Below are 26,382 nucleotides of genomic sequence, written 5' to 3' on the forward strand. Positions count from 1 at the left end.
CCTGCCGCTTAAACTTCTGCCATGGGCGCCACATGATCCAGCGCCCGCAGCATCACCTCGGGTCCGGCCCCATCCTGCACAGCCCCTTCCGACAAGGCGCGCCGCCATGCGCGGGCTCCGGGACGACCTGCGAAAAGGCCCAACATATGACGCGTGATCTGGTGCAGACGCCCGCCATTGGCAAGGTGCCGTTCCACATAAGGTACCATATGTTGAACGATCGCGAACGGATCACGCGTCGTTCCGGTACCAAAGATGCGTCGGTCAGCATCCGACAGGACATCGCCCGGCTGATGATAAGCGGCCCGGCCGATCATCACCCCATCCAGACCGGCTTCCAGATGTGCGGCTGCCTCGTCCAGAGTGTTGATGCCGCCATTGATCGATATGTGAAGATCCGAAAACTCATCCTTCATCCGATGCACAAGGTCATAGTCCAAAGGTGGGATATCCCGGTTTTCCTTTGGGCTCAGCCCTTGCAGCCACGCCTTGCGGGCATGGATTGTCACCCTTTGGCAACCTGCCGCGCTGATGTGCTCAAGAAACGCGGGCAATACATCTTCGGGCTCCTGATCATCGACTCCGATGCGGCATTTAACGGTGACATCCACATTCGCCGCTTCGCGCATGGCAGTCACGCAGTCGGCAACGCGGGCCGGGTCTTTCATCAAGACCGCGCCAAAAGTGCCGGATTGCACTCGATCCGACGGACAGCCGCAGTTCAGATTGATCTCATCATACCCGGCCTCAGCCCCCAGTCTCGCGGCCTGCGCCAGTTCTTCCGGGTCGGAGCCGCCGAGTTGCAAAGCAACCGGGTGTTCCTCGGGAGAGTAGTCCAACAGATGCAACGCCCCGCCCCGCACGAGCGCCGGCGCCGTCACCATCTCGGTATACAGCAACGTTTCCGCGCTGAGGAGCCGATGAAAATAGCGGCAGTGGCGGTCTGTCCAATCCATCATGGGTGCCACGCTTAAACGCGCAGCCTGTGTTGCCTTGCATGTCACAGCAACGCCTCCGTCCTGCTATGCTTCGAAATCCGATGGACTGTCAGTGGCTTTGCCCACCCGAATCAAGTCGAAAAGCCCTAACACATTCCTCTGACGACGTCCCGACTGCGACCATCATCAGTGAGTTGCTATCGATTAGACACCATATCGGCTCATCACCATCTGGACACTGCTTTCGATCGTTTCCGTCATCTCGGCTTCGCTGAGCGCCCCACCCGTAAACAGCAGTGGCCAGAAGGCGCGCGCCTTGATCAGGCCGATGAATTCGCGCCCGGCCCGTTCCGGATCATCGATCCGAAGCTGCCCATCCTCTGCCGCATCTTTGAGCATGGCAATGAATGTCGCTGTCTTGTCCAGCTTGCCCTGCGCTTCCGCCGCAAGCGTCGGGTTGCGCAAGGTTTCGCTGATCACCATCCGGGCCATCGCGATAACATCGGGCCGCATCAGAATGCGCCCTTCGGCCCAGGCCAGTTCAGTCAGTTGCGTACGAATATCGCGACCTTTTTCATACCGAATTTCCAGCACTTCAGCAAAGCGGCTGGACAATTCGACCACGATGGAGCGGAACAGGTTTTCTTTACTTTCAAAGTACTTGTACAGCGTACGCTTGGACACTTCGGCCCTTGCTGAAATGCGATCCATACTGGCCGCGGCAAAGCCCTTTTCCTGGAACTCGGCCACGGCAGCTTCGATGATCTGTGCGCGCTTGGACGCATTCTGTGCGCTGCATTCGTTCATGTCAGAGCTATAGACCTATTGACGTGCCCTGGTCAAACACTAGGTAAACGCAGGAGTTTACAGAGGCAAAACCATATGCCATAAGTAAACCTGCGAGTTTACCAGTTACGGAAACCAGCACCAACAGGAGACCCCCTCATCATGGCTCTTAAATTGAACCTGAACGGCACGACCCTCGACGTTGATGCCGAACCCGGAACGCCTCTTCTCTGGGTGATCCGAGACGAACTGAAACTGACCGGCACAAAATTCGGCTGCGGCGTGGCATCCTGCGGGGCCTGCACCGTGCACGTGAATGGTGAGCCCGTCCGTTCCTGTCAGACATTCATTGAAGACGTCGAAGACGCCAAAGTCACGACTATCGAAGCTGTCGGTGACGACAAGATCGGTGCTGCCGTACAACAGGCCTGGGTAGAACTGGATGTCGTCCAGTGCGGCTATTGCCAGTCGGGTCAGGTGATGTCGGCTGTCGGGCTGTTGTCCGAGAACCCGAAGCCGTCGGTCCAGGAGATTGACGAGTACATGTCCGGCAATGCCTGCCGCTGCGCCACCTATCAACGCATCCGCGCCGGCATCCAACGCGCGTCTGAAATTCTGGAGGCCTGATCCATGACCATCAACACCTCTCGCCGTGGATTTCTGAAAGGCGCCGCCGCTGCCGGTGCCGTCCTGCTGGTTGGCGCCCGTCCGGACGGTGCGCTGGCCGCGGCCTCGTCCGAGACCGCGCAGTTCAATCCATTTGTGAAGATCGATGCCGATGGCACCGTAACCGCCATTGTCAAACATTTTGAAAAAGGTCAGGGCCCGGCGACCGGACTGCCGACGCTGATTGCCGAAGAAATCGGCCTGACCATGGATCAGATCGAGTACGAGTTCGCCCCCTCGGATCCGAATGTCTACAACAACCTGCTGTTCGGCCCGTTCCAGGGCACCGGCGGTTCGACCGCGATGGCGAATTCGTGGCTGCAATACCGTCAGGCCGGTGCTGCCGCGCGCGAAATGCTGATCAACGCCGCCGCGCAAAGCTGGGGCGTGGATTCATCTGGCATCACCATCGAAGACGGCATCGTGAAGGCAGGCGACAAGTCGGCTCCGATCGCTGAATTTGTGTCTGCTGCGTCGCAACTGGACGCTCCATCAGAGCCACGCCTGAAGGACCCGTCCGAATTCCGTCTGATCGGAAATGAAACGGTGCGCCGCAAGGATACGGCAATCAAAAGCAACGGCCAGGCGATGTTTGCCATGGACGTTCACCTGCCCAACCAGATGATCGCCATGATCAAACGCCCCGAAGCGAAGGGCGGCATCGCGCTGGGCTTTGATGACAGCGCATCGAAAGAGGTCAAAGGCTATATCAGCGCCGCTGTTCTGCCCAATCAGGCGGGCGTCGCGGTGTACGCCGAGAACACCTGGGCCGCGATTCAGGCACGCGATGCGCTTGAGGTCGAATGGGACATGTCCGGCGCGGAAACCCGCAACTCGGACCAGATCAAGGCCGAGATCATGGACGCGCTGGAGGCTGAGCCCACGTATAATGTCAACAAGGCGGATTTTGCCGCTGTGGCAGCCGCCATCGACGGAGCGGACAAGGTCGTCGAAAAAACGTTCTACTTCCCACTGCTGGCCCATGCCCCTATGGAACCGCTGAACTGCACCATCGAGCAGACCGCAGACGGAGACATCGTTCTGCATGACGGGGCACAGATGCCGACGGGTCCTCATATGGCCTACCAGCAAATCTTTGGCCTGCCCGCCGAGAAGATCCACATCAAAACCATGCTGGCAGGCGGGTCTTTCGGGCGCCGCGCCACCCCGGATGCGGATTATCAGGTCGAGGCCGCCCTGGCCTTTGTCGTCACTGACCGCTCTCGCCCGGTGAAACTGGTCTGGACGCGCGAAGACGACATTCGCAGCGGGTATTACCGACCGGCCTTTGGCCACAAGGTTCGTGTGGGTCTGGACGCCGAAGGCAACATCGTCGGGTGGCAGCACCAGATTGCCGGCCAATCCGTGATCAAGGGCACCCCGTTCGAGGCTGTTCTGGTTCATGACGGCATCGACCACAGCTCGGTCGAAGGCGTTTCGGACAGCCCCTACAGCATCCCCGGCATGGCGGTGGGTCTGACCGACACGCCAAAGGCGACGACGGTTCTGTGGTGGCGCTCGGTCGGGCACACCCACACCGCCTATACGATGGAAACCATGATGGATCTGGTGGCCGAGGCCGCCGGTCGTGATCCGGTGGAATTCCGTCTGGCCCATCTTTCCGACAGCAGCAACCTGGACCAGCAGCGCAAAGCAGCTGTTTTGAAGCTGGCGGCCGAAAAGGCAAACTGGGGCAATGCGCCAGAGGGCCGGTCGCAGGGGATTGCCGTTCACAAGTCCTTTGGGTCTTACGCGGCTGAAGTGGTCGAAATCTCGGGCGATCCGGAAAATGGCATCAGGATTGAAAAGGTCACGTGTGCCGTGGATTGCGGTATCGCCGTGAACCCCGATATCGTGCGGGCCCAGATGGAAGGCGGCATCGGCTATGGCATTGGCCATGTGATGCGTGACCAGATCACCCTGACAAGTGGGGCGGTGGATCAATACAACTTCCCGGATTACGAACCGCTGCGCATCGGGGATATTGCCGCAATCGACGTGCATGTCGTGCCATCGGCCGAAGCACCGACCGGCGTCGGAGAACCCGGCACGCCACCGTCAGCACCGGCTTTGGCCAATGCGATCAAAGCCCTGTCAGGTTTGCATGTGGCGCAATTGCCCATGGAAGAACATGGCGTAAGCTTTGCCTGAAAACAGCTCTCCGCGCCGGTCTATACCGGCGCGGGGCGTTCCTTGAAAACCCAAGCCAAAATTTGATCAAATTTGGTGACAAAGCACATCCATTGAAGTAAATCACTGGGGAGTTTCACCGACGGAGCCCCCAATGGATCTGAGAGCCCTGCACAATTTTCGCGTCGCCGCATGTGACCTGAACGGTCAAATGCGTGGCAAACGCGTGCCCCCTGGCTATGCCGACAAACTGGGAAAAGGCGCCGTGCGAATGCCGTTTTCGGCACTGAACGTAGACTTGTGGGGCGCTGATATCGAAGGAAGCCCGCTGGTCTTTGAAACCGGCGACGCAGATGGGGTGCTGCGCCCGACCGAACGCGGTCCGGTCCCCGTGCCCTGGCTGGATACGGAAACAGCGCTGGTTCCGATGTGTCTGTATGATGATGACGGCGTGCCCTTCCCGGGCGACCCGCGGCATGCCCTGTCCGCCATACTCGACCGCTATGCGCAACGCGGCTGGTCCGTTGTTGCCGCGACAGAGTTGGAGTTCACACTCGTTGACGCTTCTGGCGCGCAGCCGCAACCACCGGTGAATCCGATCACAGGGCGGCGCCTTGCGGATGAGGCCGTTCTGTCGGTTGCCGAAATGGACGCGTTCGAGGCGTTCTTTACCGACCTGTACGATGGCTGCGCCGCAATGGGCATCCCCGCGCAGACGGCGATTTCCGAAAGCGGCATCGGCCAGTTCGAGATCAACCTGAACCATCAGGACGCCATGCGCTGTGCCGATGATACGTGGTTTTTCAAGGCATTGACGCGTGGGTTGGCGCGCAGGCACGGATTTGCGGCCACCTTCATGTCCAAACCTTATGCCGATGACGCAGGCAACGGAATGCATGTGCATTTCTCGGTGGTGGACCAGAACGGGCACAATGTGTTCGACAACAACGGGCCGGAAGGCACCGAGATATTGCGGTCTGCCGTAGCTGGCTGTGTCGCAGCCATGCCGGGCAGCTCGCTGATATTTGCACCCCACGGCAACTCCTACACACGGCTTATACCGGGTGCACATGCGCCCACGGGCGCCTGCTGGGCCTATGAAAACCGAACCGCTGCCATTCGCATCCCGGGCGGGGCCCCGGCCGCACGGCGCATCGAACACCGTGTCGCCGGCGGGGACATAAACCCGTATCTGATGTTGACCGCGGTTCTGGGCGCGGCACTTGTCGGCATCGAGGACGGCTTGATCCCCCCTGCCCCGATTACGGGGAACGCCTATGACATCGCGGACCTGCCTCAACTGATGCCGGATTGGTCGAGCGCGATTGACAGGTTCTCCACGGATCCTTTGGTGGCCCGGCTGTTCCCCGCTGACCTGATCCGCTATCTGACCATGACCAAACGACAAGAGATCACCCGATTTGCGAACATCCCGCCCGAGGATCACTGGTTGAGCTATCTCGAGACGGTTTGACCCCCTTGCCGCGTCAACCAGTCTCGGCTAGGATTAATTTGATCAAATTTGGTGACACATGAAAATCGGTATCCTACAAACCGGCCACACCCCCGAAGTGCTACAGGAAGAATTCGGGGATTATAACGAACTTTTCCCCGCGTTGCTGCGTGACAACGGGTTCGAGTTCGTGACCTTCGCCGTCGTGGACGGCACCTTCCCCGATGGTGCGGATGATGCGGATGGATGGATCATTACCGGATCGCGCCACGGGGTTTACGAGGACCTTCCCTGGATCGCCCCGCTGGAAGCGTTGGTGCGCGAGATCTGGGAAAGTGGAAAACCCCTGATCGGCGTTTGCTTTGGCCATCAGATCATTGCTCAGGCACTGGGTGGCAAGGTCGAGAAATTCTCGAAAGGATGGGCCGTAGGTCGTACGGAATACGAATATGACGGCAACAGACTATGGCTGAATGCCTGGCACCAGGATCAGGTTGTCGAATTGCCGAAAGAAGCGCGGGTTCTGGGCCGGAATGCCTTCTGCAAAAACGCGATGCTGGCTTATGGGGATACAATCTGGACAGTTCAGGCCCACCCGGAATTCAACAACGGATTCGTGGCAGGCCTGATGCGGACACGGGGCAAGGGCGTGGTACCCGAAGACCTGATGCGCGAAGCCGCAAATCGCGAGACGGCCCCGGACGACAACGCCAAAATTGCGCGCCACATGGCCGAGTTTCTAAAGAAAGAGAGAGCCTGATGGCTGATTGGACTGATAAACTGCCGGAAGCCGCAAAGGCATATTTCCATGGGCAACGACTGGACGAAGTTGAATGCATCATTTCGGACCTGCCGGGTATTGCGCGCGGCAAGGCGGTGCCTGCATCAAAATTCGCAAAGCAATCCTATTTCCACCTGCCCGACAGCATCTTCTACCAGACCATCACAGGGGGCTGGGGCGAAGCTGCCGGCGATGACGGGTTCATCGAAAAGGATATGATCCTGAAGCCCGATTTCTCGACCACTTCCGCTGCGCCGTGGACGGGGGATTGGACATTGCAGGTGATCCACGACGCCTACGACCGGGATGACAATCCGATCCCTTACAGCCCGCGCAACGTGCTCAAGCGTGTTGTCCAGCTTTATCATGACAAGGGGTGGAAGCCGGTTGTTGCACCAGAGATGGAGTTCTTTCTGGTTGCCCCCAACGTGGATCCGGCGCAGGGCATCAAACCCATGATGGGGCGTTCCGGCCGCCCGGCCGCGGCGCGGCAGGCCTATTCCATGACGGCCGTGGACGAGTTTGGCCCGGTGATCGACGACATCTATGATTTCGCCGAGCATCAGGGGTTCGAGATCGACGGCATCACGCAGGAAGGCGGCGCCGGGCAGTTGGAAATCAACCTGCGTCACGGCAATCCGGTGAAACTGGCCGATGAAGTCTTCTATTTCAAACGCCTGATCCGCGAGGCCGCGCTGCGCCACAATTGTTTTGCCACCTTCATGGCCAAACCGATCGAGGAAGAGCCGGGTTCGGCCATGCATATCCATCACTCGATCATCGATATGGAAACCGGCCAGAACATCTTTTCTGGTCCTCAAGGGGGTGAGACGGACGCGTTTTACCACTTCATCGCCGGTCTGCAGAACCACCTGCCCGCTGGTCTGGCGGTTATGGCACCCTATGTGAATTCCTACCGGCGCTATGTGAAGGATCACGCGGCACCGATCAATCTGGAATGGGCCCGTGACAACCGCACCACCGGTATTCGCGTGCCCCTGTCCGGCCCTGAATCGCGGCGCGTCGAGAACCGCATCGCCGGGATGGACTGCAACCCGTATCTGGGCATCGCTCTGTCGCTTGCCTGCGGCTATCTTGGCCTGGTCGAGCAGGAACGCCCACGTCGTCAGTTCTATGGCGACGCTTATGAAGGCGAGGGCGATATCCCGCAGGTCATGGGCGAAGCGCTGGACCTGTTCGACGAGGCCACTGCCCTGCACGAAGTTCTGGGCCCCGAATTCGCCCGCGTTTACGGCATCGTCAAACGGGCCGAGTACGAGGAGTTCCTACAGGTCATCTCTCCGTGGGAACGTGAACATCTGCTGATCAACGTCTGAGACCTTCCGTGAACCTGCTCTATTCCAATGACCGCAAGGGCCAGTACCCTGACAGCTGGTATGCCGCGACGGCACATCCGATGGATCGCTTTCCCGCGTTGTCAGAAGACACCAAGGCGGATGTATGCGTTGTCGGTGGCGGTTATACGGGGCTGTCCGCGGCCCTTCATCTGGCCGAAGCCGGATTCGACGTCGTGCTGCTTGAAGCGCACCGCGTCGGCTTTGGCGCGTCGGGCCGAAACGGCGGCCAGTTGGGCAGCGCGCAGCGGATGGACCAGGAAGACCTCGAGCGTCTTGTAGGCGACGCTGACGCCGCCAAGCTGTGGGAGTTGGCCGAAGACGCCAAGGATCTGGTCAAATCCCTGATTGCAAAACACAAGATCGCCTGTGACTTGAAACCCGGTGTCGCCGTTCTGGGCCTGAGCAAATCCGAACAAAAAGAACTGCATGACCATGCCGGCCATCTTTCCGAGCGGTACGGATACGACCAGATCGAGCTGTTGGACGAAAACGCGGGTCATTCGCTGTGCCCGTCGCCCGCCTATCACGGGGGGTATCTGGATATGGGTGCGGCGCATCTGCACCCTTTGAACTTTGCGTTGGGATTGGCGCAAGCTGCGGCCAAAGCGGGCGTTCGCATCCATGAAAGCACCGAAGTGACCGGGATCGACGAGGGCCAGACGGCAGTGATCCGAACTGCACACGGCAACGTTCGGGCCGAGCACGTCATTCTGGCCTGCAACGGGTATCTGGGCGACCTCAATCGTTCCGTCGCCGCCAGGGTCATGCCCATCAACAATTTCATTGCGGCCACCGAACCCCTTGGAGAGGACGCCGCCCGGGTTTTGACCCGGGATGTGGCGGTTGCGGATACGAAATTCGTGGTGAACTATTTTCGCCTCAGCGCCGATGGCCGCCTCTTGTTCGGAGGCGGCGAAAGCTATGGCTATCGCTTTCCATCAGATGTCGCCGCCAAGGTCCGCAAACCGATGACCGAGATTTTCCCGCATTTGCGGGATGTGAAGATCGATTATGCCTGGGGCGGAACGCTGGCCATCACCATGCGGCGGATGCCGTATCTGGCCCGTGTCGCACCCAATATTCTTTCGGCTTCGGGATATTCCGGTCACGGTGTCGGCACTGCGACCCATGCCGGACAACTCATGGCGATGGCGATTCAGGGTCAGGCCGAAGGGTTTGACACGATGGCACGGGTGCCCGCGCTGTCTTTTCCAGGCGGCCCTGCCCTGCGCAGCCCGCTTCTGATGCTGGCCATGACATGGTTCGCACTGCGCGACCGGCTTGGGGTCTGATCCACGTAAATTGCGACAGATTGGTGAATTTTCGCCTGCCCGGCGATTGGGGGCTTGGATTGCCTCCCGATTATCTTTATCTTTCCCAAAGATAGAATTCGGGAATTCCAAATATGACGCTGCCCCCCAACGTTCACGACGCCGAACCCATCCCTGCCGCCGCCAAGGACGCGATCGAGGCCCTGATGCAATCAGGTGACCTGTTCCGCTATACCGCACCGCAGGATGCCCCGGTGGCCCTGCTGGAAGCCGAGTTCGCGGAACTGTTGGGCACGAAATACGCCTTGGCGGTATCGTCCTGCTCGGCCGCGCTGTTTCTGTCGCTCAAAGCACTGGGCCTGCCCCGCGATGCGCGTGTTCTGATCCCCGGCTTCACCTTCGCGGCCGTGCCGTCATCGGTCGTCCACGCCGACTGCATTCCGGTTCTGTGCGAAGTGGGTGAAAACTATCGCATCGACATGGCCGATTTCGAGGCCAAGCTGGACAGCGTTCAGGCAGTCATCATCAGCCACATGCGCGGGCATACATCCGACATGGATGCGATCATGGCCTTGTGCGACGCACGAAACATTCCGGTGATCGAGGATGCCGCGCATTCGCTGGGCACCACATGGCATGGCCGCAATATCGGTACGATCGGAAAGGTCGGATGTTTCTCGTTCCAATCCTACAAGATGATCAATGCCGGCGAAGGTGGCATCCTGATCACGAATGATGCAGATCTTGTCGCGCGTGCCGTCATCATGTCGGGCGCGTATGAACACAATTGGAAGAAGCACAAAGGTCCGCAGGGCGACAACTCACCCGAACTGGAAGAGGCCTTTGCCCGCTGGCAGAACAAGCTGCCGCTGTACAACCTTCGCCTAAGCAACCTCAGCGCCGCCGTGATCCGCCCTCAACTTCCGGAACTGGCACGCCGTGTCCGCGATGGCCTGGCAAACCACGATTACGTGGCCGGTCGCCTGAACACCTCGTCTCATATCGAAGTTCCCGCCCCCCTGCCCCCCGAGCAGCGTGCGCCGGATTCAATCCAGTTCAATCTTGTCGGAATGCAGGAACATGAGATCCGCGCCTTTGCCGCAGCGTCCGAAGCACGCGGCGTCAAGGTTCAGGTTTTTGGTCTGAGCGAAGACAACGCCCGCGCTTTCTGGAACTGGCAATTCCTTCCGGAAACTTTCGACCTGCCCAAGACGCGCGACATGCTGATGAAGGCCTGTGACGTGCGCCTGCCCGTCCGCCTGACCCGCGAAGAGCTGGACGTGATTGCAGACATCCTGCTGGCATCGGTTGGCGAAGTGACCGGTCCGATGCCGGTTTATGGCACTTAAGACAGCGGCACTTTGAACAAGAAAGGCCCGCACGATGCGGGCCTGATTCTTTGTTCGGAACGGATCAGTTCAGCTTGGACAGTTTTTGCTGCAACTCGGCCAGCTGTTTCTTGATGTCGTCCAGATCCTCTTTCGGTTCGGACTTGTCCTCTTCCTTTTCCGGGCTGGACCATCCGCTGGACAGCCCGCTGGTCATCGCCTTCAGGAAAGCCTGTTGCTGCGCCTGCAACGCGTCAAAACCCGGCATCTGAGACATCGGATTCATCGCGCTCATGTTTTCCATCATCTTGTTTTGGCTTTCGCGCAGCATCTCGAACGAGCTTTGCAGAAACTGGGGCATCACCCCCCCGCCCGGCAGCATGTAACTGCGCACCAGATCATTCAGTACATTCACCGGCAGCACATTTTCACCCCGGCTTTCATGTTCGGCAATGATTTGCAGAAGATACTGGCGAGTCAGGTCATCGCCGGTTTTCAGATCAATGATCTGCACTTCTCGCCCGTCGCGGATGAAGCCCGCGATATCTTCGAGCGTCACGTAATCGCTGGTCTCGGTATTGTATAGTCGACGGCTGGCATAGCGCTTGATAAGCAGCGGTTTTTCTTGGTCCGACACCGGGTTCCCTCCCCAAGGATGATGCGTTGCAGCACAGGTTATGCGAGTGCAGCACAAAAAGAAAGGGCAGGTCAATGGACCTGCCCAACGCGATTGCACCTAATGGGAGGGTTGGGTGCGCTTCGCGGACGTTTCTTACTTTGCAGTTGCAGCTTTCTTGGCTGCGGTGGTGACCTCGTTGGTCGCCTTTTTGACGGCAGCGGTTGCTTCTTCCGCGGCGTCTTTGCCGGCAGCCATCAGCAGCTCGACGGTTTCGGTCTGAACTTTTTTCGCGATTTCAGCGAAAGCGGCCAGGTTTTCGGCTGCAACTTCAGCCGACGCGCTTGCGAAGTCGGTTGCGGCTTTTGCGTAGTCAGCAGGCTCTGCCTTGGCTTTCGACATCTCGCTCAGCTTGGCCAGGGTGTCCTTGGTCCATTTGTTCGAGATCTCGGCCGATTTCTCAGCAGCGTCCAGAGCAACGCCCGACAGCTTCTCGTTCAGCGAAGCGGTCGATTTGAATGCGCCTTCCATCGCGGTGGTGTCCACCGGAAATGCACCCATCATGTCTTTCATGATCGCGGTAAAGTCTTGGGTCTTTGCCATTGTCCTAATCCTTTTAGCCGGTCCGGGCCCACCCCGGGTTTCATCAGCTTGAGGACAATATGATTGCTGCACCGCAGCATTGCAAGTTTTTTCTTGCTGCGGCGCAGAATTTTTAAGTTTCAAAATGAAATCAGTCGTTTGGTTTCGCCACAACATAAGTCCCGGGTGCGGATGCAAGGCTCGGGTGCTTCGAATCACCTGGCTCACGGGCCGGAACCTGCTTGCCAGACCGCTTCTTCAACCACGCGTCCCACAAGGGCCACCAGGATCCTTCGTGAAAATCAGCTTCTTTCAGCCAGGTGCTGGCGTCCGACTTCATATCCGGGCTGGTGTAGTGGCCATATTTCTTCTTGCTGGGCGGGTTCACGATGCCCGCAATATGACCCGATTCTGAAACCACGAAGGTTTTGGACCGCGAGCCCATTTTCTGCACGCCGCGGTAACAGTCTTTCCAAGCCGCGATGTGGTCGGTTTCGCAGGTTATGGCCATCAGCGGCACATCCACGTCTTCAAGTTTCAGCTTGTGCCCCATCAACTCGAAACCGTCGGTCGCGAACTCGTTGCGCTGGCAGAGGCCTCGCAGATATTCCACGGCCATTTTTGCTGGCAGGTTTGCACCATCGCCGTTCCAGTAGAGCAGATCAAAGGCCGGAGGCACTTCCCCCATCATATAGCTGCGAATGGCCGGACCATAAATCAGGTCGCGTGATCGCAGGAACGACATGGTGCGCGCCATGATCCACGATCGCAGAACGCCTTCCTTTTTTACTTCCTCTTCGATTCCGTCGATGAAGTCGTTTTGCAGGAATGGCGTAAACTCACCCTGATCGGAAAAATCCGTCAGTGCCGTGAACAGCGTTGCGGATTTGACCGATTTGTCGCCACGCTGTTTCAGCAAGGACAGGGTCAGGCTCAGCGTCGTGCCCGCGATGCAATAACCCACAGCGTTGACCTGTTTGACCTTGCAGATCTTCTTGGCCGTTTCGATTGCGGTCAGGAAACCGTCCTGAATATAGTCTTCCATGCCGGTTTCGGCATAGCTTTCATCCGGGTTCACCCAGCTTACGACAAACAGGGTATAGCCCTGTTCGGTGATCCATTTGATCATGCTGTTCTGGGCTTTCAGATCCAGAATATAGAACTTGTTGATCCAGGGCGGGTACAGAACGATGGGCGTCTCATAAACCGTTTCAGTCACCGGCTTGTATTGGATCAGCTCCATCATCCGGTTGCGATATATGACCTCGCCCGGCGTTGTCGCCAGGTTTCCACCAACCTCGAACGCGCTTTCATCCGCCAGTTTGACGACCAACTCGCCATCATTGGCTTCGAGGTCTGAAACAAGGTTCTCCAACCCTTTTATCAGCGACTGACCTTCGGTCTCGACCGCCTTTTGCAGGGCATCCGGGTTAGTCGCCAGAAAATTCGTGGGCGCCATCATGTCGATGATCTGCTGCGAGAAATACTGTAGGCGTCGTTTGTCTTTGGCATCCAGATCATCAACCGACGAGACAGCCTGCGCAATCGCTTCCGCGTTCGTCAGGTATTGCTGCCGGATCAGTCGGAAATAAGGGTTTGTCTCCCAAAGGGGATTGGAAAAACGCTTGTCACCGGGCTTGGTTTCCTCGGTTTCCACCTCTCCGGTCGTCAGCGCTTTCTGCGCTTCGGCAAAGTTGAGAACCGACTTGCCCCAGAATTCTATCTGTTGCTCCAACAACTTGGCGGGATTTTGCCATGCCTCGGCCCAATAGGCTGTTGCTGCTCGTGCAAAAAGCTCTTGATTCGGGCCGTCCAGCGCGGGCGTGTGCGACTTTTTTGACGCCATGATCTCGACCAGGCGCTTCGCGAGCTGCTCGACCCTTTCCATATTTTCTTTAATGCGTTCAATATGTTCTTCGGACACGTCCGGCATTTGGTCTTCACTTGTTGTCATTTTAACAATTCCACCCTAACCTCGCTGCCATGCAGAATAACGTCGTGGGTGCTGGGGGGCAAAGCGGCGAATGGTCCGAACTCTCAGGCTGACACTCAGGAGGCCCCATTTATGCGCTACATGATGACCTACGACCTTATGGAGTCCATGCGTAACACCAACCAATGGCTTGGTGCAACCGCAAGCGCGATGGCGTCCTACCCCCTGTTTTCCATGACACCTAACCCGGCGTTCAGCTGGATGGCCGCATGGGGTGAAGTCACCGAACGGACCTTCCAGCGAATGGTCGTCAAACCTGACTGGGGCATTCGAACCTTCACCTGCGAGGACGGCAAAGACCATCTGGTCGAGATTACGACCGTTCTGGAACGCCCCTTCGGCGATCTGGTTCATTTCCGTGTCAACGGCCGGGAAGAACAACCGCGCAAGGTCTTGCTGGTTGCGCCCATGTCCGGCCATTACGCCACGCTGCTGCGTTCGACTGTCAAAAGCCTGCTGGTCAATTGCGAAGTTTACATCACCGATTGGCATAATGCGCGCGATATTCCTGTGTCTGCCGGCAAGTTCGATGTCGAAGACTACACGCTCTACCTTGTAGATTTCATGAAGGAACTGGGGCCGGACACGCATGTCGTGGCGGTTTGTCAGCCGGCCCCGCTGACATTGGCAGCGACCGCCTATCTGGCCGAAGTCGAACCCAAGGCTCAACCCAGCACTCTGACACTGATTGGCGGGCCGGTGGACCCGGACGCGACCCCGACCGACGTCACCGACTTTGGACGACGTGTTACGATGGGTCAGCTGGAAGAAACCATGATTCAACGGGTCGGATTCAAGTACAAAGGTGTCGGGCGTATGGTCTATCCCGGCCTGCTGCAACTGGCGTCGTTCATGTCGATGAACGCCGATCGCCACTCCAAGGCGTTTTCCGATCAGATTCAGCGTGTTATCCGCAACGAAGCCTCGGACCTGGATGCCCATAACCGTTTCTATGACGAATATCTTGCGGTGATGGACATGACGGCCGAGTTCTATCTGTCAACTGTCGAACGCGTGTTCAAGAACCGCGAGATCGCACGAAACGAATTTGTTGTCGCCGGCCACAAGGTAGATATCGGCAAAATCACCGATGTTGCCGTGAAATCGGTCGAAGGTGCGAATGACGATATCTCGGCGCCCGGACAATGTATTGCTGCACTGGACCTGTGCACCGGTTTGCCAGACAGCAAAAAGGCCAGCCACGTAGAACCCGGCGCGGGCCATTACGGCATTTTCGCGGGCCGCAGCTGGCGCGACAACATTCGGCCGCTTGTGATTGATTTCATGAACGAAAACAGCCGCAAGAAACGTCGCCGCGCTGCGAACACCAACAAGGTCGCCTGATGAACATGGACGGGCCATTACATGGTGGCCTCGCCTTTTCCTGCTGTTGCGGCCAGTTGAAGGGTCAAATCTCGGACCGGGGCGTTCGGCTTGGAACCCATGTCGAGTGTTTTTGTCATGACTGCCGTGCGGCGCAACTGTATTTCGGGCAGCCCGACCCGGCGCCCGGCCCGGTGGACATTTTCCAGATGGCACCGGATGAAATCGAAATCACCGCCGGGAGCCAATTCCTTTCGGCCATGAAACTCAGCCCAAATGGTATGCTGCGATGGTATGCCAGCTGCTGCAACGCCCCGCTGGCGACAACGCCACAGACTGCACGTTTGCCCTTTGCAGGGTTTATCGTCGGCAGGATTACCGGTGATGTTTCCGCATTGGGGCCGGTGACGACCCGTGGGTTTGTCCCTCGACCCGATGGAAAACAAAAACACGAAAAGGTCAGGTTTGCGGCGTTTGGCCTTTTGCGCCGCGCCCTGCAATCGCGCCTGTCAGGACGCTGGAAGAATACGCCGTTTTTCGACCCCGAGACCGGCGATCCTGCGGTCGTACCGAATGTCATTTCGAAAGACGCGCGGGCGGCGCTTTACCCCTAGACAAACTTTTGCGGGGTATTCAGCCAGGTTTCTAAGGCTTTGTTGACGGCATCGGGCGCTTCAAGCGGCAGCAGATGTCCGGCATTTTCGACGATCTCCAATGCGGCCTCTGGTATCAGGTCAGACATGAAAGAGTGCCGTTTGACCGGGGTAAGCGTGTCATGGGCACCGCCCATGATCAAAGTTGGGACTTTGATGCGGCGCAACGAACCCTGTTGGTCTGGGCGGCGCTGCAAGGCACGCATTTGACGCACGAATGTCTCGGCGCCCAGATCATTCGCCATTGCCAAAAGATCATTCAGAATGGGGATTCGCCGGGGCCCCGGCGCCAAAGTATCGGTGCCAACCAGTTGGCGCATGACCTCTTCCAGCCGCCCGCCCAAGGCCCCAATGATCAGGTCCTCGCGACTGGCCGCGATTTGAGGTGTATCCGCCAGTGCGTCCGTCGACATCAGGCACAGGCGCGTTACCCGTTCCGGTGCCCGCCGGATCAGTTCCAGCCCCACAACACCGCCCATGCTCAGGCCCGCCAATGCAAACCGATGCGGAAGCTGATCCAACAGCCCCGAGGCGATCTCTTCAATGCGCTCGCCTCCGGAAACAGGTGCAACAGTGACAGGCCGTGACCGTGACAACACCTCGATCTGAGGTCGAAACAGCCGGGCATCACACATCAACCCAGGCAACAACACCAGCGGCTCGATCACGCGGGGGTCTCCATCTGCTCGGTTTTCCGAGTCCTTCCAGTTGTTGTCAGGATGAGAGTTTTGCCAAAGCCGGGCAAGGAAAACTTCACGGGTAGGCGATGGCCCGAAACGCCGGGAAATCGGCGTAACGGGATTGCCGGGCCGCAAGGTCTTCACCGGGCTCAGCGCCGGGCCTCAACAGACACCCACGCGGAGCAATATAGCTGTCGATCCGGCGTTGCGGCCTGGGCCGCCACACAAGGTTGAACGCACAGAGCTTGGGAAAGAACCAGATTTCGGAATACTCCAGATAATCGTGCATCCACCACGCCAGATCCCGCCAGTCCCTGCCCTGCGCATATTGATCCGCGAACCACGGGATGACGATGGATGCCCCGGCGATCCGCGCATCCCCTTCCCCGCGATCCCAGATGTGGCATTCCAGCGGGTGATCGTTTCGGGCGCAGTTCAGCTTGTTTTCATTGCCAAACCGGTTCAAGGACGATGAACGATAACCCGACCTGACCGCGACCCGGCCAAATGTCTCCTCCAAAGGGTCAAGAAGAGTTTCGCAAAAGGCGCGGCCTGTTTCGATCGCCAGATCCGGGTTGTCCGGAATATTCTGCTTTTGGTGGAAGTTGCCGATTTCCGAATACAGAAAATCGCGCATGAAGAAGTGCCGGGACAAGCGGACACGACCCAAGGTCTCTAGGCTCCACATACTGCCCGGCTTACGCATCTTGCATCCTTTTTTCCGATCAGGGTTTATTCCACCCCCAAGCCCTTGAGCCACTCCAGAATACCAGCAACGGTGGCATCGGTTTGACCCGGCGACATCAACCGCCCCGCGACAACATGTGAAGACGGATCGTCACCCGGCCCCATCGTCACCAGCTCGACCGTTGCCGGAGCGCCCCAGGCCTCGGCCACTTTGTGCGTCCGGTCCGGCCGCACAACCTGATCATCATCCGAAAACCAGAACAACGCAGGTATCATGGCCTCAGAGAAATCCAGCGCATAGACCGCATCCACCAGCACGGACATCGGCACGACGGCTTCCCACGGGTAGACCGACGTCCAGTACCTGTTCTTCTCGGGGTCCGGCCCTGACACATCGCGTTCTTGCCCCATGAGAACGGGCAACCAACTTCTGGCCCAAGGCAACGAAGGCACCCACGCCGCGACGGTATTCACACCAAAGTTCGGCGAGACAAAAACCATGCCGACCACATCCTGGCTGAGGTCGGCATCCAACGCAGCGGCCGCCGCCAGCGTTCCTCCGGTCGAGGTGGAAATGACGATCACCTTTTCCCCGACCGCACGCGCCGCTGCCAGCCCTTCGGAGGTGTCCTGCATCCAGCCCGAGGCCGTACCCTCGGCCATCGCCGGCCCATCCCGACCGTGACCTTGCAACCGCGTGTAGACCAGATTGGCGCCCAAAGCGTCAGCCACCAGATCAGGAACAGGGCGGATTTCCTCGGAACTTGCTGAAAAACCGTGGATGTACAGAACAGAATACGGCGTGCGCTGTTCCTTGAACCCGTCCTGCCAGATCACGCGCTTTTCGACACCCGGAACGATGTCATCATAGGCAGACTCGGTGCTTTCAAAATAAACCTGAACACCTTCACCAAATTTCCGAGAATCAAAAGTCGGGTGCAGGTTCACTTCCTCGCGCGGGCCGAACCAGTAGACCAGGCCGCCAAGAACAACCAGCGCCAGAAGAGCGCGCCCCAGAAACCAACCAAAGCGCCGCATCAGGCTTCTCCCAACACATCAAGTACCGCGGTCTCGATCAAACCCAGGCACTTCTCGTCCGAGAAGCGATGATCAGCCCCCTTGACCAACAGCAGCCGCATGTCAGGACCCGCAGCATGTTCCAGCAGCCGCACGGCTGTTTCGGTCGAAACCGCCGTGTCTGCGGTGCCTTGCAGAAACCGAACCGGGAACGGCAGATCCAGAGCGCCCCGCAGAACCAAATTCTGGCGTCCGTCTTCGATCATGCGCTTGGTGATGATATAGGGTTCCATATAGTCGGACGGCAGCTCGACATGGCCGACAGTGTCCAGCGCAGCTTTTTGTTCGTCGCTGAACGAAGCCCAGTACCCGTCCTCGGTGAAATCCGGCGCGGCGGCGATTGTGACCATGCCCGCAATTCGCTCGGGCATGACCTTGGCCAGCAGCAATGCCTGCCATCCTCCCATTGATGAGCCAACCACGATCAAAGGTCCGTCCGTCAATGCCTTTACCGCAGCCAATGTGTCCTGATGCCAGTCACCGATACAGCCCTCGGTGAACGCGCCCGAGCTTTCGCCGTGGCCGGAATAATCGAACCGCAAGAACGATTGCCCCCGCGCCTGTGCCCAGGCTTCCAGATGCACGGCCTTGGTGCCTTCCATGTCCGATTTGAGCCCGCCCAGAAAAACGATGGTCGGTCCTGCCCCTTCGGTCTTGTGATAAGCCAGTCGCCGCCCCTGCGGCGTCTCCAGAAAATCCGTCGCTGCCATGAAACCCTCTTTCCTTTTCCTGCATCATGCACGCCCCACCCCCGAGTGCAATTCCGCCCACTTCATCTTTTTCCAAATACTCCGGGGAGCGCGAGGGGCTGGCCCCTCGCCCCCACTCTTGACACAGGCCCATCCACCTGCCACATGGGCCGAACACACATAACCCGCAACCGGGCGTTCAGTGGGCGCCAAACCGACGAGGAGAGCCGATATGGCCTTGGATTCTCAATCCGTCTCTCTCACCTTTCCCGATGGCAATGCACGCACCTATGCCGCAGGCGTCACGCCCGCGCAGGTGGCTGCCGACATCTCAACCTCGCTGGCCAAAAAGGCCATCTCGGCCACCGTTGACGGCCAGCACTGGGACCTGCAATGGCCCATCGAATCCGACGCGCAGATCGCCATCCACACCATGAAGGATGAGGCCCAGGCCAATGAGCTGATCCGCCACGATCTGGCCCATATCATGGCGCGCGCGGTTCAGGAGATCTGGCCCGCCACCAAGGTCACCATCGGCCCCGTCATCGAAAACGGCTGGTATTATGACTTCGACCGCGAAGAGCCGTTCACGCCGGAAGATCTCGGCCTCATCGAGAAAAAGATGAAAGAGATCATCAACAAGCGTGATCCCGTCACCACCGAGGTCTGGGACCGCGAGCGCGCGATCGAATTCTACAAGGCCAACAACGAGCCCTACAAGGTCGAGCTGATCGAGGCTATTCCCGGCGACGAGCCGCTGCGCATGTACTGGCACGGGCACTGGCAGGATCTGTGCCGAGGTCCGCACCTGCAACATACCGGGCAGGTTCCGGGGGATGCGTTCAAGCTGATGTCCATCGCGGGTGCCTATTGGCGCGGCGACAGCGATCGCGCGATGTTGCAGCGCATCTACGGCGTGGCCTTTACCGGCAAGGAAAAGTTGAAAGCCTACCTGCATATGCTGGAAGAAGCCGCCAAACGCGACCACCGCAAGCTGGGCCGCGAGATGGACCTGTTCCACATGCAGGAGGAAGCGCCCGGTCAGATCTTCTGGCATCCCAACGGCTGGACCATCTACACCCTGCTGCAGGACTACATGCGCCGACAGCAGCGCAAGGGCGGTTATGTCGAGGTGAACACGCCGCAGGTCGTTGACCGCAAGCTGTGGGAACGGTCCGGCCACTGGGACAAGTATCAGGAGAATATGTTCATCGTCGAAGTGGACGAAGAACATGCCCGCGAGAAAGCCGTTAACGCGCTCAAGCCGATGAACTGCCCCTGCCATGTTGAAATCTTCAAACAGGGCCTGAAATCCTATCGCGATCTGCCGTTGCGTATGGCCGAATTCGGGTCGTGCAACCGGTACGAACCCTCGGGCGCATTGCACGGCATCATGCGCGTGCGCGGTTTTACGCAAGACGACGCCCACATCTTTTCGACCGAGGAACAGATCGAGGCCGAAACCGCCGAGTTCATCCGTTTCCTCAGCGTGATCTACAAGGATCTGGGATTCGAAAAGTTTGCGGTGAAATTCTCGGACCGTCCTGAAACGCGGGCTGGTTCAGATGAGGTCTGGGACAAGGCAGAATCCGCCCTGCTCTCTGCAACCCGAGCAGCCGGGATCGAACCCGAACTGAACCCGGGTGAAGGCGCCTTCTACGGTCCAAAGCTGGAGTTCGTCCTGACAGATGCCATCGGTCGCGACTGGCAGTGCGGCACCTTCCAGGTGGACTTCGTTCTGCCTGAACGCCTGGACGCCACCTATATTGGCGCCGACGGCGGCAAACACCGCCCCGTCATGCTGCACCGCGCGACGCTGGGATCCTTCGAACGGTTCATCGGTATCCTGATCGAAGAACACGCGGGCAAACTGCCGTTCTGGCTGGCCCCGCGTCAGGTCGTCGTGGCCTCGATCACCTCCGAAGCGGATGAGTATGTTCTGGAAGTGGTTGAAACGCTCAAAGCTGCGGGTGTCCGCGCCGAGGCGGATATCCGCAACGAGAAGATCAACTACAAGGTCCGCGAGCATTCGGTCGGCAAGGTGCCGGTCATTCTGGCCGTGGGCCACCGCGAGGTTGAAGAGCGCACCGTCAGCGTCCGACGTCTGGGTGAAAAACAGACGCAGGTTCAACCGCTTGACGTTGTAACAAACGAGCTGTCGCAGGCAGCCACCCCACCGGATTTGCTGTAACAATCGGCACCATATTGCTGGGAATCTGGCCCCCGAATTGGGGCCAGATTGAAACAATTCACTCTTTCTTCATCAAAAACAATGCTTTACGCTGCAAGAGGGCACGCCGCCCTTTGACGTGCTTGTGAGACACGGGCTCGTGAATTCAACTCTGTCTACCAAGCTACTACCTTTGTCATTGTCACAAGCAGACATACCCAGTCATCAAGAGGATTACCGAGATGTCGAACACAGCCAAGTCCCTGGTTATCGCAACCGCAGTCGCAGCCGCCGTATCGGGCGCCGCAACCACTGCATCCGCTCAGGCAAAGGAAAAATGCTATGGCGTATCGCTGGCCGGTCAGAACGACTGCGCCGCGGGCCCCGGCACCACCTGCGCGGGCACCTCGACCGTTGATTATCAGGGCAATGCATGGACCCTGGTTGACGCAGGCACCTGCGCGGATATCGAATTGCCCGCGCAGGCAGACGGCAGCCCGCGCAAAGGCTCGCTGGAAGCCCTGGATCGCGATCTGCCCGCATAAGAACGGCCTGACGAATTCAGGGGCGGGCACCATCGCCCGCCCCTTCCCTTTCGTGATCAAGGAACTGACCCATGCTGGATGATGCCCACCGGTCGAACCGTCTGCCCGCAGCGCCGGGCGTTGGTTACAAGCCGCAACACTTCGCTCAGATACTTGAACACGCACAGCCCGTCGCATGGTTGGAAATCCATGCCGAGAACTACATGGGCGACGGCGGGCGGCCTCTGGCGCAGCTGCGCCACCTTTCCGAACAATTCCCGATCTCGGTCCATGGCGTTGGCCTGTCCATCGGCGGCGAAGGCGCGCTGAACCCTGATCACCTGGCCCGGCTGAAACATCTGGTGGGCTGGCTGAATCCCGCCAGCTTTTCCGAGCACCTGGCCTGGTCCACACATGACACCCATTTCTACAACGACCTGCTGCCCTTGCCCTATACCGACGCAACACTGGCGCGCGTTTGCGATCATATCGATCAGGTTCAGGACACCGTCGGACGGCAGATGCTGTTGGAAAACCCCTCAAGCTATTTGGCTTTTGACGAAAGCACCTGGTCCGAGCCGGACTTTCTGCGCGAAATTGCACGTCGCACCGGATGTGGCTTGTTGCTGGATGTCAATAACGTCTTTGTCTCTGCCACCAATCTGGATTTCTCTCCTCAGGGTTACATCGATGCCTATCCACTTGAAAAAGTTTGGGAAATTCACCTTGGAGGCCATGACGAGGATGAAGACGATCACGGCCACCCGCTGCTGATCGACAGCCACGGGCGTGAAGTCGTCGATCCGGTCTGGGCGCTGTTGGATTACGTGCTGGAACGTACGGGGCCGAAACCCGTCCTGATCGAGTGGGATACCGACGTACCGGACTGGTCCATTTTGCGGGAAGAAGCCGTTCGCGCGCAGACCGCCCTGGAACGGATCCCGGCATGAGCGTTTCGCAATCCGAATTTCGCGCGGCCATGATGGATGCGTCAGCCCCTGTCCCCGAAGGTTTGCTGGACGCTCAGGCGCAGCCAGCCGGTCGTCGGTTCAGCGTCTATCGCAACAATGTCGCCGTGTCCTTGACCGAAGCGATGCATCAGGCGTTCCCAGTCATCACCAAGTTGCTGGGGCCACAGAACATGGACGGGCTGGCCGGAATATTTCTGCGCCAGCACCCGCCATCATCACCGCTGATGATGTTCTACGGTGAAGCCTTTCCCGAATTTCTGGCCGAAATGCAGCAGCTTTCCCATCTTGGTTACCTGCCGGATGTGGCGCGGCTGGAACTTGCGTTGCGCAAGTCGTACCACGCCGCCGACAGCCAACCCGCCCCGGCAGACGCGCTGGCAGTAGACCCCGAACAGGTCATGCGAACCCGGCTGCGTTTTGCCCCGGCCATGCGGGTGGTACGCTCGGACTGGCCCATTCACGCGATCTGGCGTTTCAACACCGAAACCAACGCGCCGAAACCAGATGCGCGAGCTGAGGATGTTTTGATCACACGCCCGGAATTCGACCCGGTTGCCCAGCTGCTGCCAGCCGGCGGCGCCGATTGGATCGCTAATATGCAAGGCGGCGACACGATCGGCGAAGCATTTGAAAAAACCGCTGCGGCGCAACCGGAATTTGACCTTGGAACCACTCTGGCACTGCTTTTGCAGGGCGGTGCAATAACTTCTGTGACTATCGAAAGGCTGGAGACATGACTGCCCTGATCTCACTTCACAACAACGTTCTGGGAAAAGTGGACCTGGCGTCCAACTGGCTTACACCCACGCTGGCGCGACTGGTCTTTGTCGCGGTTCTTCTGGTCTATTACTGGAACTCGGCGATGCTGAAGATCGACGGCTCGATCTTTTCACCTTCGGCCGGTGCCTTCGGTCAGATTTTCCCCAAAGCAGCCGAAGCCGTCCTTTACGACGTATCCCAAATGACGCTCTTTCAACGGGTCGTCATTTTCTTTGGCACGGTTGCAGAATTCGTCCTGCCTGCGCTGCTGCTGGTCGGTCTGTTCACCCGCCTGGCTGCCTTGGGCATGATCGGTTTCATCTGGGTGCAGACCCTGGTCGATGTCACCGGCCATGGCGTGAAACTGGGCAGCCTGTTCGACGCGGCGCCATCCATTATGGATCAGCGCACGATGTGGACGTTCCTGATGCTGGTGATCGTAATCAACGGTGCGGGGCCCATCTCACTTGATCGGATCCTGCGCCTGAAGTGACCTAGAAATGCGCTTTGGGCTGGTCCGGTTTACCTGCTGCCAGCCCAAGCACCCCGGCAACCCCGGCAAACGCGATCGGGAACATGGTGAACACACCGAATCCAAATGCATAATACATCGCCCCCGCCGAAATCAGCAGCAGGATCCCCGCAACAAGAGCGCGCGCGGGCGCCATCGCCCCCCCGGCAATGGCCAACAAAGGCGCAATGATCGACACAGCCTGAATCAGATCAGGGTTGTCTACCTGCCTCAGAACGCCGTCTATCTCGCCGACGTGATCGATCACGACCACCTTCGCATACCCGAAAAAACCGACGATCATCCCGATCAGCCCGGCAATCACGCCCAAGATCATGGCGGCATTACGCATTGAACGTCCTCACTGTTGCTTGCAGGCACATAAGCATTTCTCAAGAAATACCAAGCTGCGTGCGAGTTTCCGCGGTCCAGCCAAGAAACAGCTCTCCGTCTTTCTCGATCAACGGGCGCTTCATCAGGGTGGGATGCTGTTTCAAAAGCTCTAAAGGTGCTTTCGCGCGCTGGTTGTCATCCAATCCGCGCCATGTCGTTGACCTGGTGTTGAGCAAAGCCTCGCCGAAGCCAGCAAGAGCCTGCGACAGCACAGCATCCGGCACGCCATCACTGCGGACATCCACAAACTCTGCGTCTGGTAACGTTTTCAATGCTTTGCGACAGGTGTCACAGGTTTTCAATCCATAAAGGCGCATGTTTTTACTGCTCCTGCATTTGATTGCATTTTAGGCAAACTTGCCAGTTTCCGGCGGTTATTCTTGATTTTTTACTTCACCGTGCAATGTTGAAAAAGGCGAAACACACGAAACGGACTGTTCAGAAAGTGCCAAACAGTCTTTTTTGTGGCGACGCTGACCACAGCCCCCACCAATTTGTGGGACAATGCGCAAGTAGAAGGAGACACGGGACATGCCAACCGGCACCGTGAAATGGTTCAATACCACTAAAGGTTATGGTTTTATTGCCCCTGATGAAGGGGGCAAAGATGTGTTTGTACATATCTCGGCCGTAGAACGGTCCGGCCTCACCGGACTCGCAGACAATCAGAAAGTCTCGTACGAGTTGCAGGACGGGCGCGACGGCCGACAAATGGCTGCGGAATTGAAGCCGTTGTAACGACATCCCCGCTGATTGCGGGATGAATCCATTAAGGTTGGCGGCCAATTTCCGGCCGTCAACCACCCCCTACCGGGCCTGTTCCATTACCCGCGCGCGGATTGTTCATTTGCGCGGCGTCAATGGTGTATATCCGTTGCAGTGGTGTCGGATACCCCGGTTTCCCGCAACCAGATCCCAGCCCCGCCCGCAAACCGGATTTCCCAGGCTTTCATTGTGCGCTCGGGGCGACGCTGGCACGTTGCGACGCCCTTCGTTCCGGTTTCAGGTCATCGTGCATGCGTGCAAAAGCCCACACTCTGCTTAGGCGATGGATCGCTTGGCATGACAATCCGAAAAAAATAGGCGCCCGGTAATTCGAATTCTATTTGCGAATGATCTCTTCGAACTCACGCCACTCCCGAGCCGTCATGCCCGAGCTTTCCTGCGTGACGTCCTCACCCGCCAGCATGCGGCGCAGGCTTTCAACCATCTGAGCCGACAGGTTGACGGCCCCAAGACGGTAATCCTCGAAGGCTTTATAGGCAAAGGGCACCCAGTCGGCGACGATCTTGCACATCGTATCAGCGTAGACGCGGATCTCATATTGAGCATGAGGGTCAGCGCGCAGCCGCAGAAAATGGAACAGGTTGTGCAGGTCGACCTTCCAATACCACTGCGTATAGATGTTTGCGGGCAGGTTCATCCGGGCCAATTCTCGTGCCAGCCCCTGTTGCCCGTCCTGGCTGATCATCGACTCGTAATTGTCATAGCACCGGGCGCTGTCAGCCTTGAGGATGTCCAGAACACGCGCGGCCTCTTCACCTTCCAGAGCAGAGCCACGGCCTTGATTGTTCACCTCTGATTGGGCGGCCACATGTTCGGGTGCGGGAATATAGAATTCACGATCCAGAATCGAATATCGCGCCGAGTATTCATTCACATTGGCCGTACGGTGCCGAATCCACTGCCGCGCCACGAAGACCGGCAGCTTTACATGCAGTTTGACCTCGCACATTTCGAAAGGGGTCGAATGCCAGTGCCGCATCAGGTACCGGATCAGACCTTCGTCATTCTGAACCGATTTGGTTCCTTTGCCGTAGGACACACGCGCGGCCTGACAGATGGCCGCATCATCGCCCATGTAATCAATCACGCGGACAAAGCCGTGATCCAGAACCTGATGCGCGGTGTACAGGTGATCTTCCATTCCCGCTGAAACGACGCGACGAGTGGGATGCGATTGCGCACGTTGCGCTTCGATCTCGGCCTGTTGGTCAGCGGACAGCGGCATCAGGTTTTCCTTTCTGGCAATGAGTCGCCCCC

At 58.4% G+C, this 26,382-nt stretch carries 27 protein-coding genes; 15 read left to right on the forward strand and 12 right to left on the reverse strand.

Translation table 11 applies throughout. The features are described from left to right. Positions 1 to 8 precede the first annotated feature (8 nt). Positions 9 to 1,004: a tRNA dihydrouridine(20/20a) synthase DusA gene (gene dusA, locus I9185_RS05785; protein WP_348539715.1), complete on the reverse strand. Its 996-nt coding sequence runs from the start codon at positions 1,002 to 1,004 to the stop codon at positions 9 to 11. A gap of 138 nt (positions 1,005 to 1,142) precedes the next feature. Next, positions 1,143 to 1,745, reverse strand: a complete 603-nt coding sequence (locus tag I9185_RS05790; protein WP_171723003.1) for a TetR/AcrR family transcriptional regulator — start codon at positions 1,743 to 1,745, stop codon at positions 1,143 to 1,145. Positions 1,746 to 1,886: 141 nt separating this feature from the next. Here I9185_RS05790 and I9185_RS05795 point away from each other — a divergent pair, with 141 nt between their 5' ends. The 7 genes from I9185_RS05795 to I9185_RS05825 all read left to right on the forward strand — a co-directional run bounded on the left by I9185_RS05795 (position 1,887) and on the right by I9185_RS05825 (position 10,732). Beyond that, a complete protein-coding gene (locus tag I9185_RS05795) occupies positions 1,887 to 2,351 on the forward strand; it encodes a (2Fe-2S)-binding protein (protein ID WP_210092547.1) in 465 nt (154 codons plus the stop codon). A gap of 3 nt (positions 2,352 to 2,354) precedes the next feature. Beyond that, positions 2,355 to 4,541, forward strand: coding sequence for a xanthine dehydrogenase family protein molybdopterin-binding subunit (locus tag I9185_RS05800; RefSeq protein ID WP_210092548.1), 2,187 nt, complete (start codon positions 2,355 to 2,357; stop codon positions 4,539 to 4,541). Between the two features lie 133 nt (positions 4,542 to 4,674). After that, positions 4,675 to 5,994: a glutamine synthetase family protein gene (locus I9185_RS05805; RefSeq protein WP_171631306.1), complete on the forward strand. Its 1,320-nt coding sequence runs from the start codon at positions 4,675 to 4,677 to the stop codon at positions 5,992 to 5,994. Between the two features lie 58 nt (positions 5,995 to 6,052). Continuing rightward, a complete protein-coding gene (locus I9185_RS05810) occupies positions 6,053 to 6,733 on the forward strand; it encodes a type 1 glutamine amidotransferase (protein ID WP_171723001.1) in 681 nt (226 codons plus the stop codon). Further along, positions 6,733 to 8,091 (forward strand): glutamine synthetase family protein, encoded by a 1,359-nt coding sequence (locus tag I9185_RS05815; RefSeq protein ID WP_152458471.1) that lies wholly within the window; start codon positions 6,733 to 6,735, stop codon positions 8,089 to 8,091. The genes I9185_RS05810 and I9185_RS05815 overlap by 1 nt, the downstream gene beginning before the upstream one ends. Positions 8,092 to 8,099: 8 nt before the next feature. Further along, complete coding sequence (locus I9185_RS05820; protein ID WP_210092549.1) at positions 8,100 to 9,404, forward strand: FAD-binding oxidoreductase; 1,305 nt, start codon at positions 8,100 to 8,102, stop codon at positions 9,402 to 9,404. Between the two features lie 113 nt (positions 9,405 to 9,517). Further along, positions 9,518 to 10,732 carry an aminotransferase class I/II-fold pyridoxal phosphate-dependent enzyme gene (locus tag I9185_RS05825; RefSeq protein WP_210092550.1) on the forward strand — a complete coding sequence of 405 codons (1,215 nt, stop codon included), beginning with the start codon at positions 9,518 to 9,520 and terminating at the stop codon, positions 10,730 to 10,732. A gap of 64 nt (positions 10,733 to 10,796) precedes the next feature. Here the strand turns inward: I9185_RS05825 and phaR are convergent, their stop codons facing one another. The 3 genes from phaR to phaC form a co-directional block, all read right to left on the reverse strand. After that, complete coding sequence (phaR, locus tag I9185_RS05830; protein WP_171631294.1) at positions 10,797 to 11,348, reverse strand: polyhydroxyalkanoate synthesis repressor PhaR; 552 nt, start codon at positions 11,346 to 11,348, stop codon at positions 10,797 to 10,799. 135 nt (positions 11,349 to 11,483) lie between these two features. Beyond that, positions 11,484 to 11,930: a phasin family protein gene (locus I9185_RS05835; protein WP_171228035.1), complete on the reverse strand. Its 447-nt coding sequence runs from the start codon at positions 11,928 to 11,930 to the stop codon at positions 11,484 to 11,486. A 130-nt stretch (positions 11,931 to 12,060) separates the two neighbouring features. Then, the gene (phaC, locus tag I9185_RS05840) at positions 12,061 to 13,863 is read right to left on the reverse strand and encodes a class I poly(R)-hydroxyalkanoic acid synthase (RefSeq protein WP_210092551.1); all 1,803 of its coding nucleotides are present in this window, start codon (positions 13,861 to 13,863) and stop codon (positions 12,061 to 12,063) included. A 111-nt stretch (positions 13,864 to 13,974) separates the two neighbouring features. Here phaC and phaZ point away from each other — a divergent pair, with 111 nt between their 5' ends. Then, complete coding sequence (gene phaZ, locus I9185_RS05845; protein WP_171631288.1) at positions 13,975 to 15,246, forward strand: polyhydroxyalkanoate depolymerase; 1,272 nt, start codon at positions 13,975 to 13,977, stop codon at positions 15,244 to 15,246. Then, positions 15,246 to 15,839 carry a DUF6151 family protein gene (locus I9185_RS05850; RefSeq protein WP_245223417.1) on the forward strand — a complete coding sequence of 198 codons (594 nt, stop codon included), beginning with the start codon at positions 15,246 to 15,248 and terminating at the stop codon, positions 15,837 to 15,839. Before phaZ ends, I9185_RS05850 begins: the two co-directional genes overlap by 1 nt. Here I9185_RS05850 and I9185_RS05855 read toward each other — a convergent pair. The 4 genes from I9185_RS05855 to I9185_RS05870 all read right to left on the reverse strand — a co-directional run bounded on the left by I9185_RS05855 (position 15,836) and on the right by I9185_RS05870 (position 19,032). Beyond that, the gene (locus tag I9185_RS05855; protein ID WP_210092552.1) at positions 15,836 to 16,546 is read right to left on the reverse strand and encodes an alpha/beta fold hydrolase; all 711 of its coding nucleotides are present in this window, start codon (positions 16,544 to 16,546) and stop codon (positions 15,836 to 15,838) included. The two genes, I9185_RS05850 and I9185_RS05855, sit on opposite strands and share 4 nt — an antisense overlap. An 85-nt stretch (positions 16,547 to 16,631) precedes the next feature. Further along, positions 16,632 to 17,246, reverse strand: coding sequence for a hypothetical protein (locus I9185_RS05860; protein WP_171633777.1), 615 nt, complete (start codon positions 17,244 to 17,246; stop codon positions 16,632 to 16,634). A 44-nt stretch (positions 17,247 to 17,290) separates the two neighbouring features. Next, positions 17,291 to 18,283, reverse strand: coding sequence for an alpha/beta hydrolase (locus I9185_RS05865; RefSeq protein ID WP_210092553.1), 993 nt, complete (start codon positions 18,281 to 18,283; stop codon positions 17,291 to 17,293). Then, positions 18,283 to 19,032, reverse strand: a complete 750-nt coding sequence (locus tag I9185_RS05870) for an alpha/beta hydrolase (RefSeq protein ID WP_210092554.1) — start codon at positions 19,030 to 19,032, stop codon at positions 18,283 to 18,285. The genes I9185_RS05865 and I9185_RS05870 overlap by 1 nt, the downstream gene beginning before the upstream one ends. A 211-nt stretch (positions 19,033 to 19,243) precedes the next feature. Here I9185_RS05870 and thrS point away from each other — a divergent pair, with 211 nt between their 5' ends. The 5 genes from thrS to I9185_RS05895 all read left to right on the forward strand — a co-directional run bounded on the left by thrS (position 19,244) and on the right by I9185_RS05895 (position 23,928). Further along, positions 19,244 to 21,202 carry a threonine--tRNA ligase gene (gene thrS, locus I9185_RS05875; RefSeq protein ID WP_210092555.1) on the forward strand — a complete coding sequence of 653 codons (1,959 nt, stop codon included), beginning with the start codon at positions 19,244 to 19,246 and terminating at the stop codon, positions 21,200 to 21,202. A gap of 221 nt (positions 21,203 to 21,423) precedes the next feature. Next, complete coding sequence (locus I9185_RS05880; protein WP_171631275.1) at positions 21,424 to 21,726, forward strand: DUF2282 domain-containing protein; 303 nt, start codon at positions 21,424 to 21,426, stop codon at positions 21,724 to 21,726. 71 nt (positions 21,727 to 21,797) lie between these two features. After that, the gene (locus I9185_RS05885; protein WP_210092556.1) at positions 21,798 to 22,655 is read left to right on the forward strand and encodes a DUF692 domain-containing protein; all 858 of its coding nucleotides are present in this window, start codon (positions 21,798 to 21,800) and stop codon (positions 22,653 to 22,655) included. Beyond that, positions 22,652 to 23,413 (forward strand): DNA-binding domain-containing protein, encoded by a 762-nt coding sequence (locus I9185_RS05890; protein ID WP_210092557.1) that lies wholly within the window; start codon positions 22,652 to 22,654, stop codon positions 23,411 to 23,413. Before I9185_RS05885 ends, I9185_RS05890 begins: the two co-directional genes overlap by 4 nt. Continuing rightward, a complete protein-coding gene (locus I9185_RS05895; protein WP_171631268.1) occupies positions 23,410 to 23,928 on the forward strand; it encodes a DoxX family membrane protein in 519 nt (172 codons plus the stop codon). The genes I9185_RS05890 and I9185_RS05895 overlap by 4 nt, the downstream gene beginning before the upstream one ends. Position 23,929: 1 nt before the next feature. Here the strand turns inward: I9185_RS05895 and I9185_RS05900 are convergent, their stop codons facing one another. Continuing rightward, positions 23,930 to 24,298, reverse strand: a complete 369-nt coding sequence (locus tag I9185_RS05900) for a hypothetical protein (protein ID WP_171631266.1) — start codon at positions 24,296 to 24,298, stop codon at positions 23,930 to 23,932. 40 nt (positions 24,299 to 24,338) lie between these two features. Continuing rightward, the gene (locus tag I9185_RS05905; protein ID WP_171631264.1) at positions 24,339 to 24,656 is read right to left on the reverse strand and encodes an ArsC/Spx/MgsR family protein; all 318 of its coding nucleotides are present in this window, start codon (positions 24,654 to 24,656) and stop codon (positions 24,339 to 24,341) included. A 214-nt stretch (positions 24,657 to 24,870) separates the two neighbouring features. Here I9185_RS05905 and I9185_RS05910 point away from each other — a divergent pair, with 214 nt between their 5' ends. After that, entirely contained in the window at positions 24,871 to 25,077 is a 207-nt protein-coding gene (locus I9185_RS05910) for a cold-shock protein (protein ID WP_152458488.1), read from the forward strand. A 364-nt stretch (positions 25,078 to 25,441) separates the two neighbouring features. On the opposite strand, the gene thyX is transcribed toward I9185_RS05910, so the two are convergent. Beyond that, on the reverse strand, positions 25,442 to 26,350 hold the full coding sequence (gene thyX, locus I9185_RS05915) for an FAD-dependent thymidylate synthase (RefSeq protein ID WP_152458489.1): 909 nt from the start codon (positions 26,348 to 26,350) through the stop codon (positions 25,442 to 25,444). Positions 26,351 to 26,382 lie beyond the last annotated feature (32 nt).

Origin of the sequence: Ruegeria sp. HKCCSP346, assembly GCF_017872595.1 — a bacterium.
Taxonomy (GTDB): Bacteria; Pseudomonadota; Alphaproteobacteria; order Rhodobacterales; family Rhodobacteraceae; genus Ruegeria.

Bases quoted from the DNA above. Each gene is read 5' to 3' on its own strand.
- I9185_RS05815 (WP_152458471.1), top strand. From the start codon at position 6,733: ATGGCTGATTGGACTGATAAACTGCCGGAAGCCGCAAAGGCATATTTC.
- I9185_RS05850 (WP_245223417.1), top strand. From the start codon at position 15,246: ATGAACATGGACGGGCCATTACATGGTGGCCTCGCCTTTTCCTGCTGT.
- I9185_RS05905 (WP_171631264.1), bottom strand. From the start codon at position 24,656: ATGCGCCTTTATGGATTGAAAACCTGTGACACCTGTCGCAAAGCATTG.
- I9185_RS05835 (WP_171228035.1), bottom strand. From the start codon at position 11,930: ATGGCAAAGACCCAAGACTTTACCGCGATCATGAAAGACATGATGGGT.
- I9185_RS05865 (WP_210092553.1), bottom strand. From the start codon at position 18,283: ATGCGGCGCTTTGGTTGGTTTCTGGGGCGCGCTCTTCTGGCGCTGGTT.
- I9185_RS05810 (WP_171723001.1), top strand. From the start codon at position 6,053: ATGAAAATCGGTATCCTACAAACCGGCCACACCCCCGAAGTGCTACAG.
- I9185_RS05895 (WP_171631268.1), top strand. From the start codon at position 23,410: ATGACTGCCCTGATCTCACTTCACAACAACGTTCTGGGAAAAGTGGAC.
- thrS (WP_210092555.1), top strand. From the start codon at position 19,244: ATGGCCTTGGATTCTCAATCCGTCTCTCTCACCTTTCCCGATGGCAAT.
- I9185_RS05825 (WP_210092550.1), top strand. From the start codon at position 9,518: ATGACGCTGCCCCCCAACGTTCACGACGCCGAACCCATCCCTGCCGCC.
- I9185_RS05890 (WP_210092557.1), top strand. From the start codon at position 22,652: ATGAGCGTTTCGCAATCCGAATTTCGCGCGGCCATGATGGATGCGTCA.
- I9185_RS05910 (WP_152458488.1), top strand. From the start codon at position 24,871: ATGCCAACCGGCACCGTGAAATGGTTCAATACCACTAAAGGTTATGGT.
- I9185_RS05900 (WP_171631266.1), bottom strand. From the start codon at position 24,298: ATGCGTAATGCCGCCATGATCTTGGGCGTGATTGCCGGGCTGATCGGG.
- I9185_RS05885 (WP_210092556.1), top strand. From the start codon at position 21,798: ATGCTGGATGATGCCCACCGGTCGAACCGTCTGCCCGCAGCGCCGGGC.
- I9185_RS05795 (WP_210092547.1), top strand. From the start codon at position 1,887: ATGGCTCTTAAATTGAACCTGAACGGCACGACCCTCGACGTTGATGCC.
- I9185_RS05870 (WP_210092554.1), bottom strand. From the start codon at position 19,032: ATGGCAGCGACGGATTTTCTGGAGACGCCGCAGGGGCGGCGACTGGCT.
- thyX (WP_152458489.1), bottom strand. From the start codon at position 26,350: ATGCCGCTGTCCGCTGACCAACAGGCCGAGATCGAAGCGCAACGTGCG.
- phaZ (WP_171631288.1), top strand. From the start codon at position 13,975: ATGCGCTACATGATGACCTACGACCTTATGGAGTCCATGCGTAACACC.
- I9185_RS05880 (WP_171631275.1), top strand. From the start codon at position 21,424: ATGTCGAACACAGCCAAGTCCCTGGTTATCGCAACCGCAGTCGCAGCC.
- I9185_RS05790 (WP_171723003.1), bottom strand. From the start codon at position 1,745: ATGAACGAATGCAGCGCACAGAATGCGTCCAAGCGCGCACAGATCATC.
- phaC (WP_210092551.1), bottom strand. From the start codon at position 13,863: ATGACAACAAGTGAAGACCAAATGCCGGACGTGTCCGAAGAACATATT.
- I9185_RS05800 (WP_210092548.1), top strand. From the start codon at position 2,355: ATGACCATCAACACCTCTCGCCGTGGATTTCTGAAAGGCGCCGCCGCT.
- I9185_RS05860 (WP_171633777.1), bottom strand. From the start codon at position 17,246: ATGTGGAGCCTAGAGACCTTGGGTCGTGTCCGCTTGTCCCGGCACTTC.
- I9185_RS05805 (WP_171631306.1), top strand. From the start codon at position 4,675: ATGGATCTGAGAGCCCTGCACAATTTTCGCGTCGCCGCATGTGACCTG.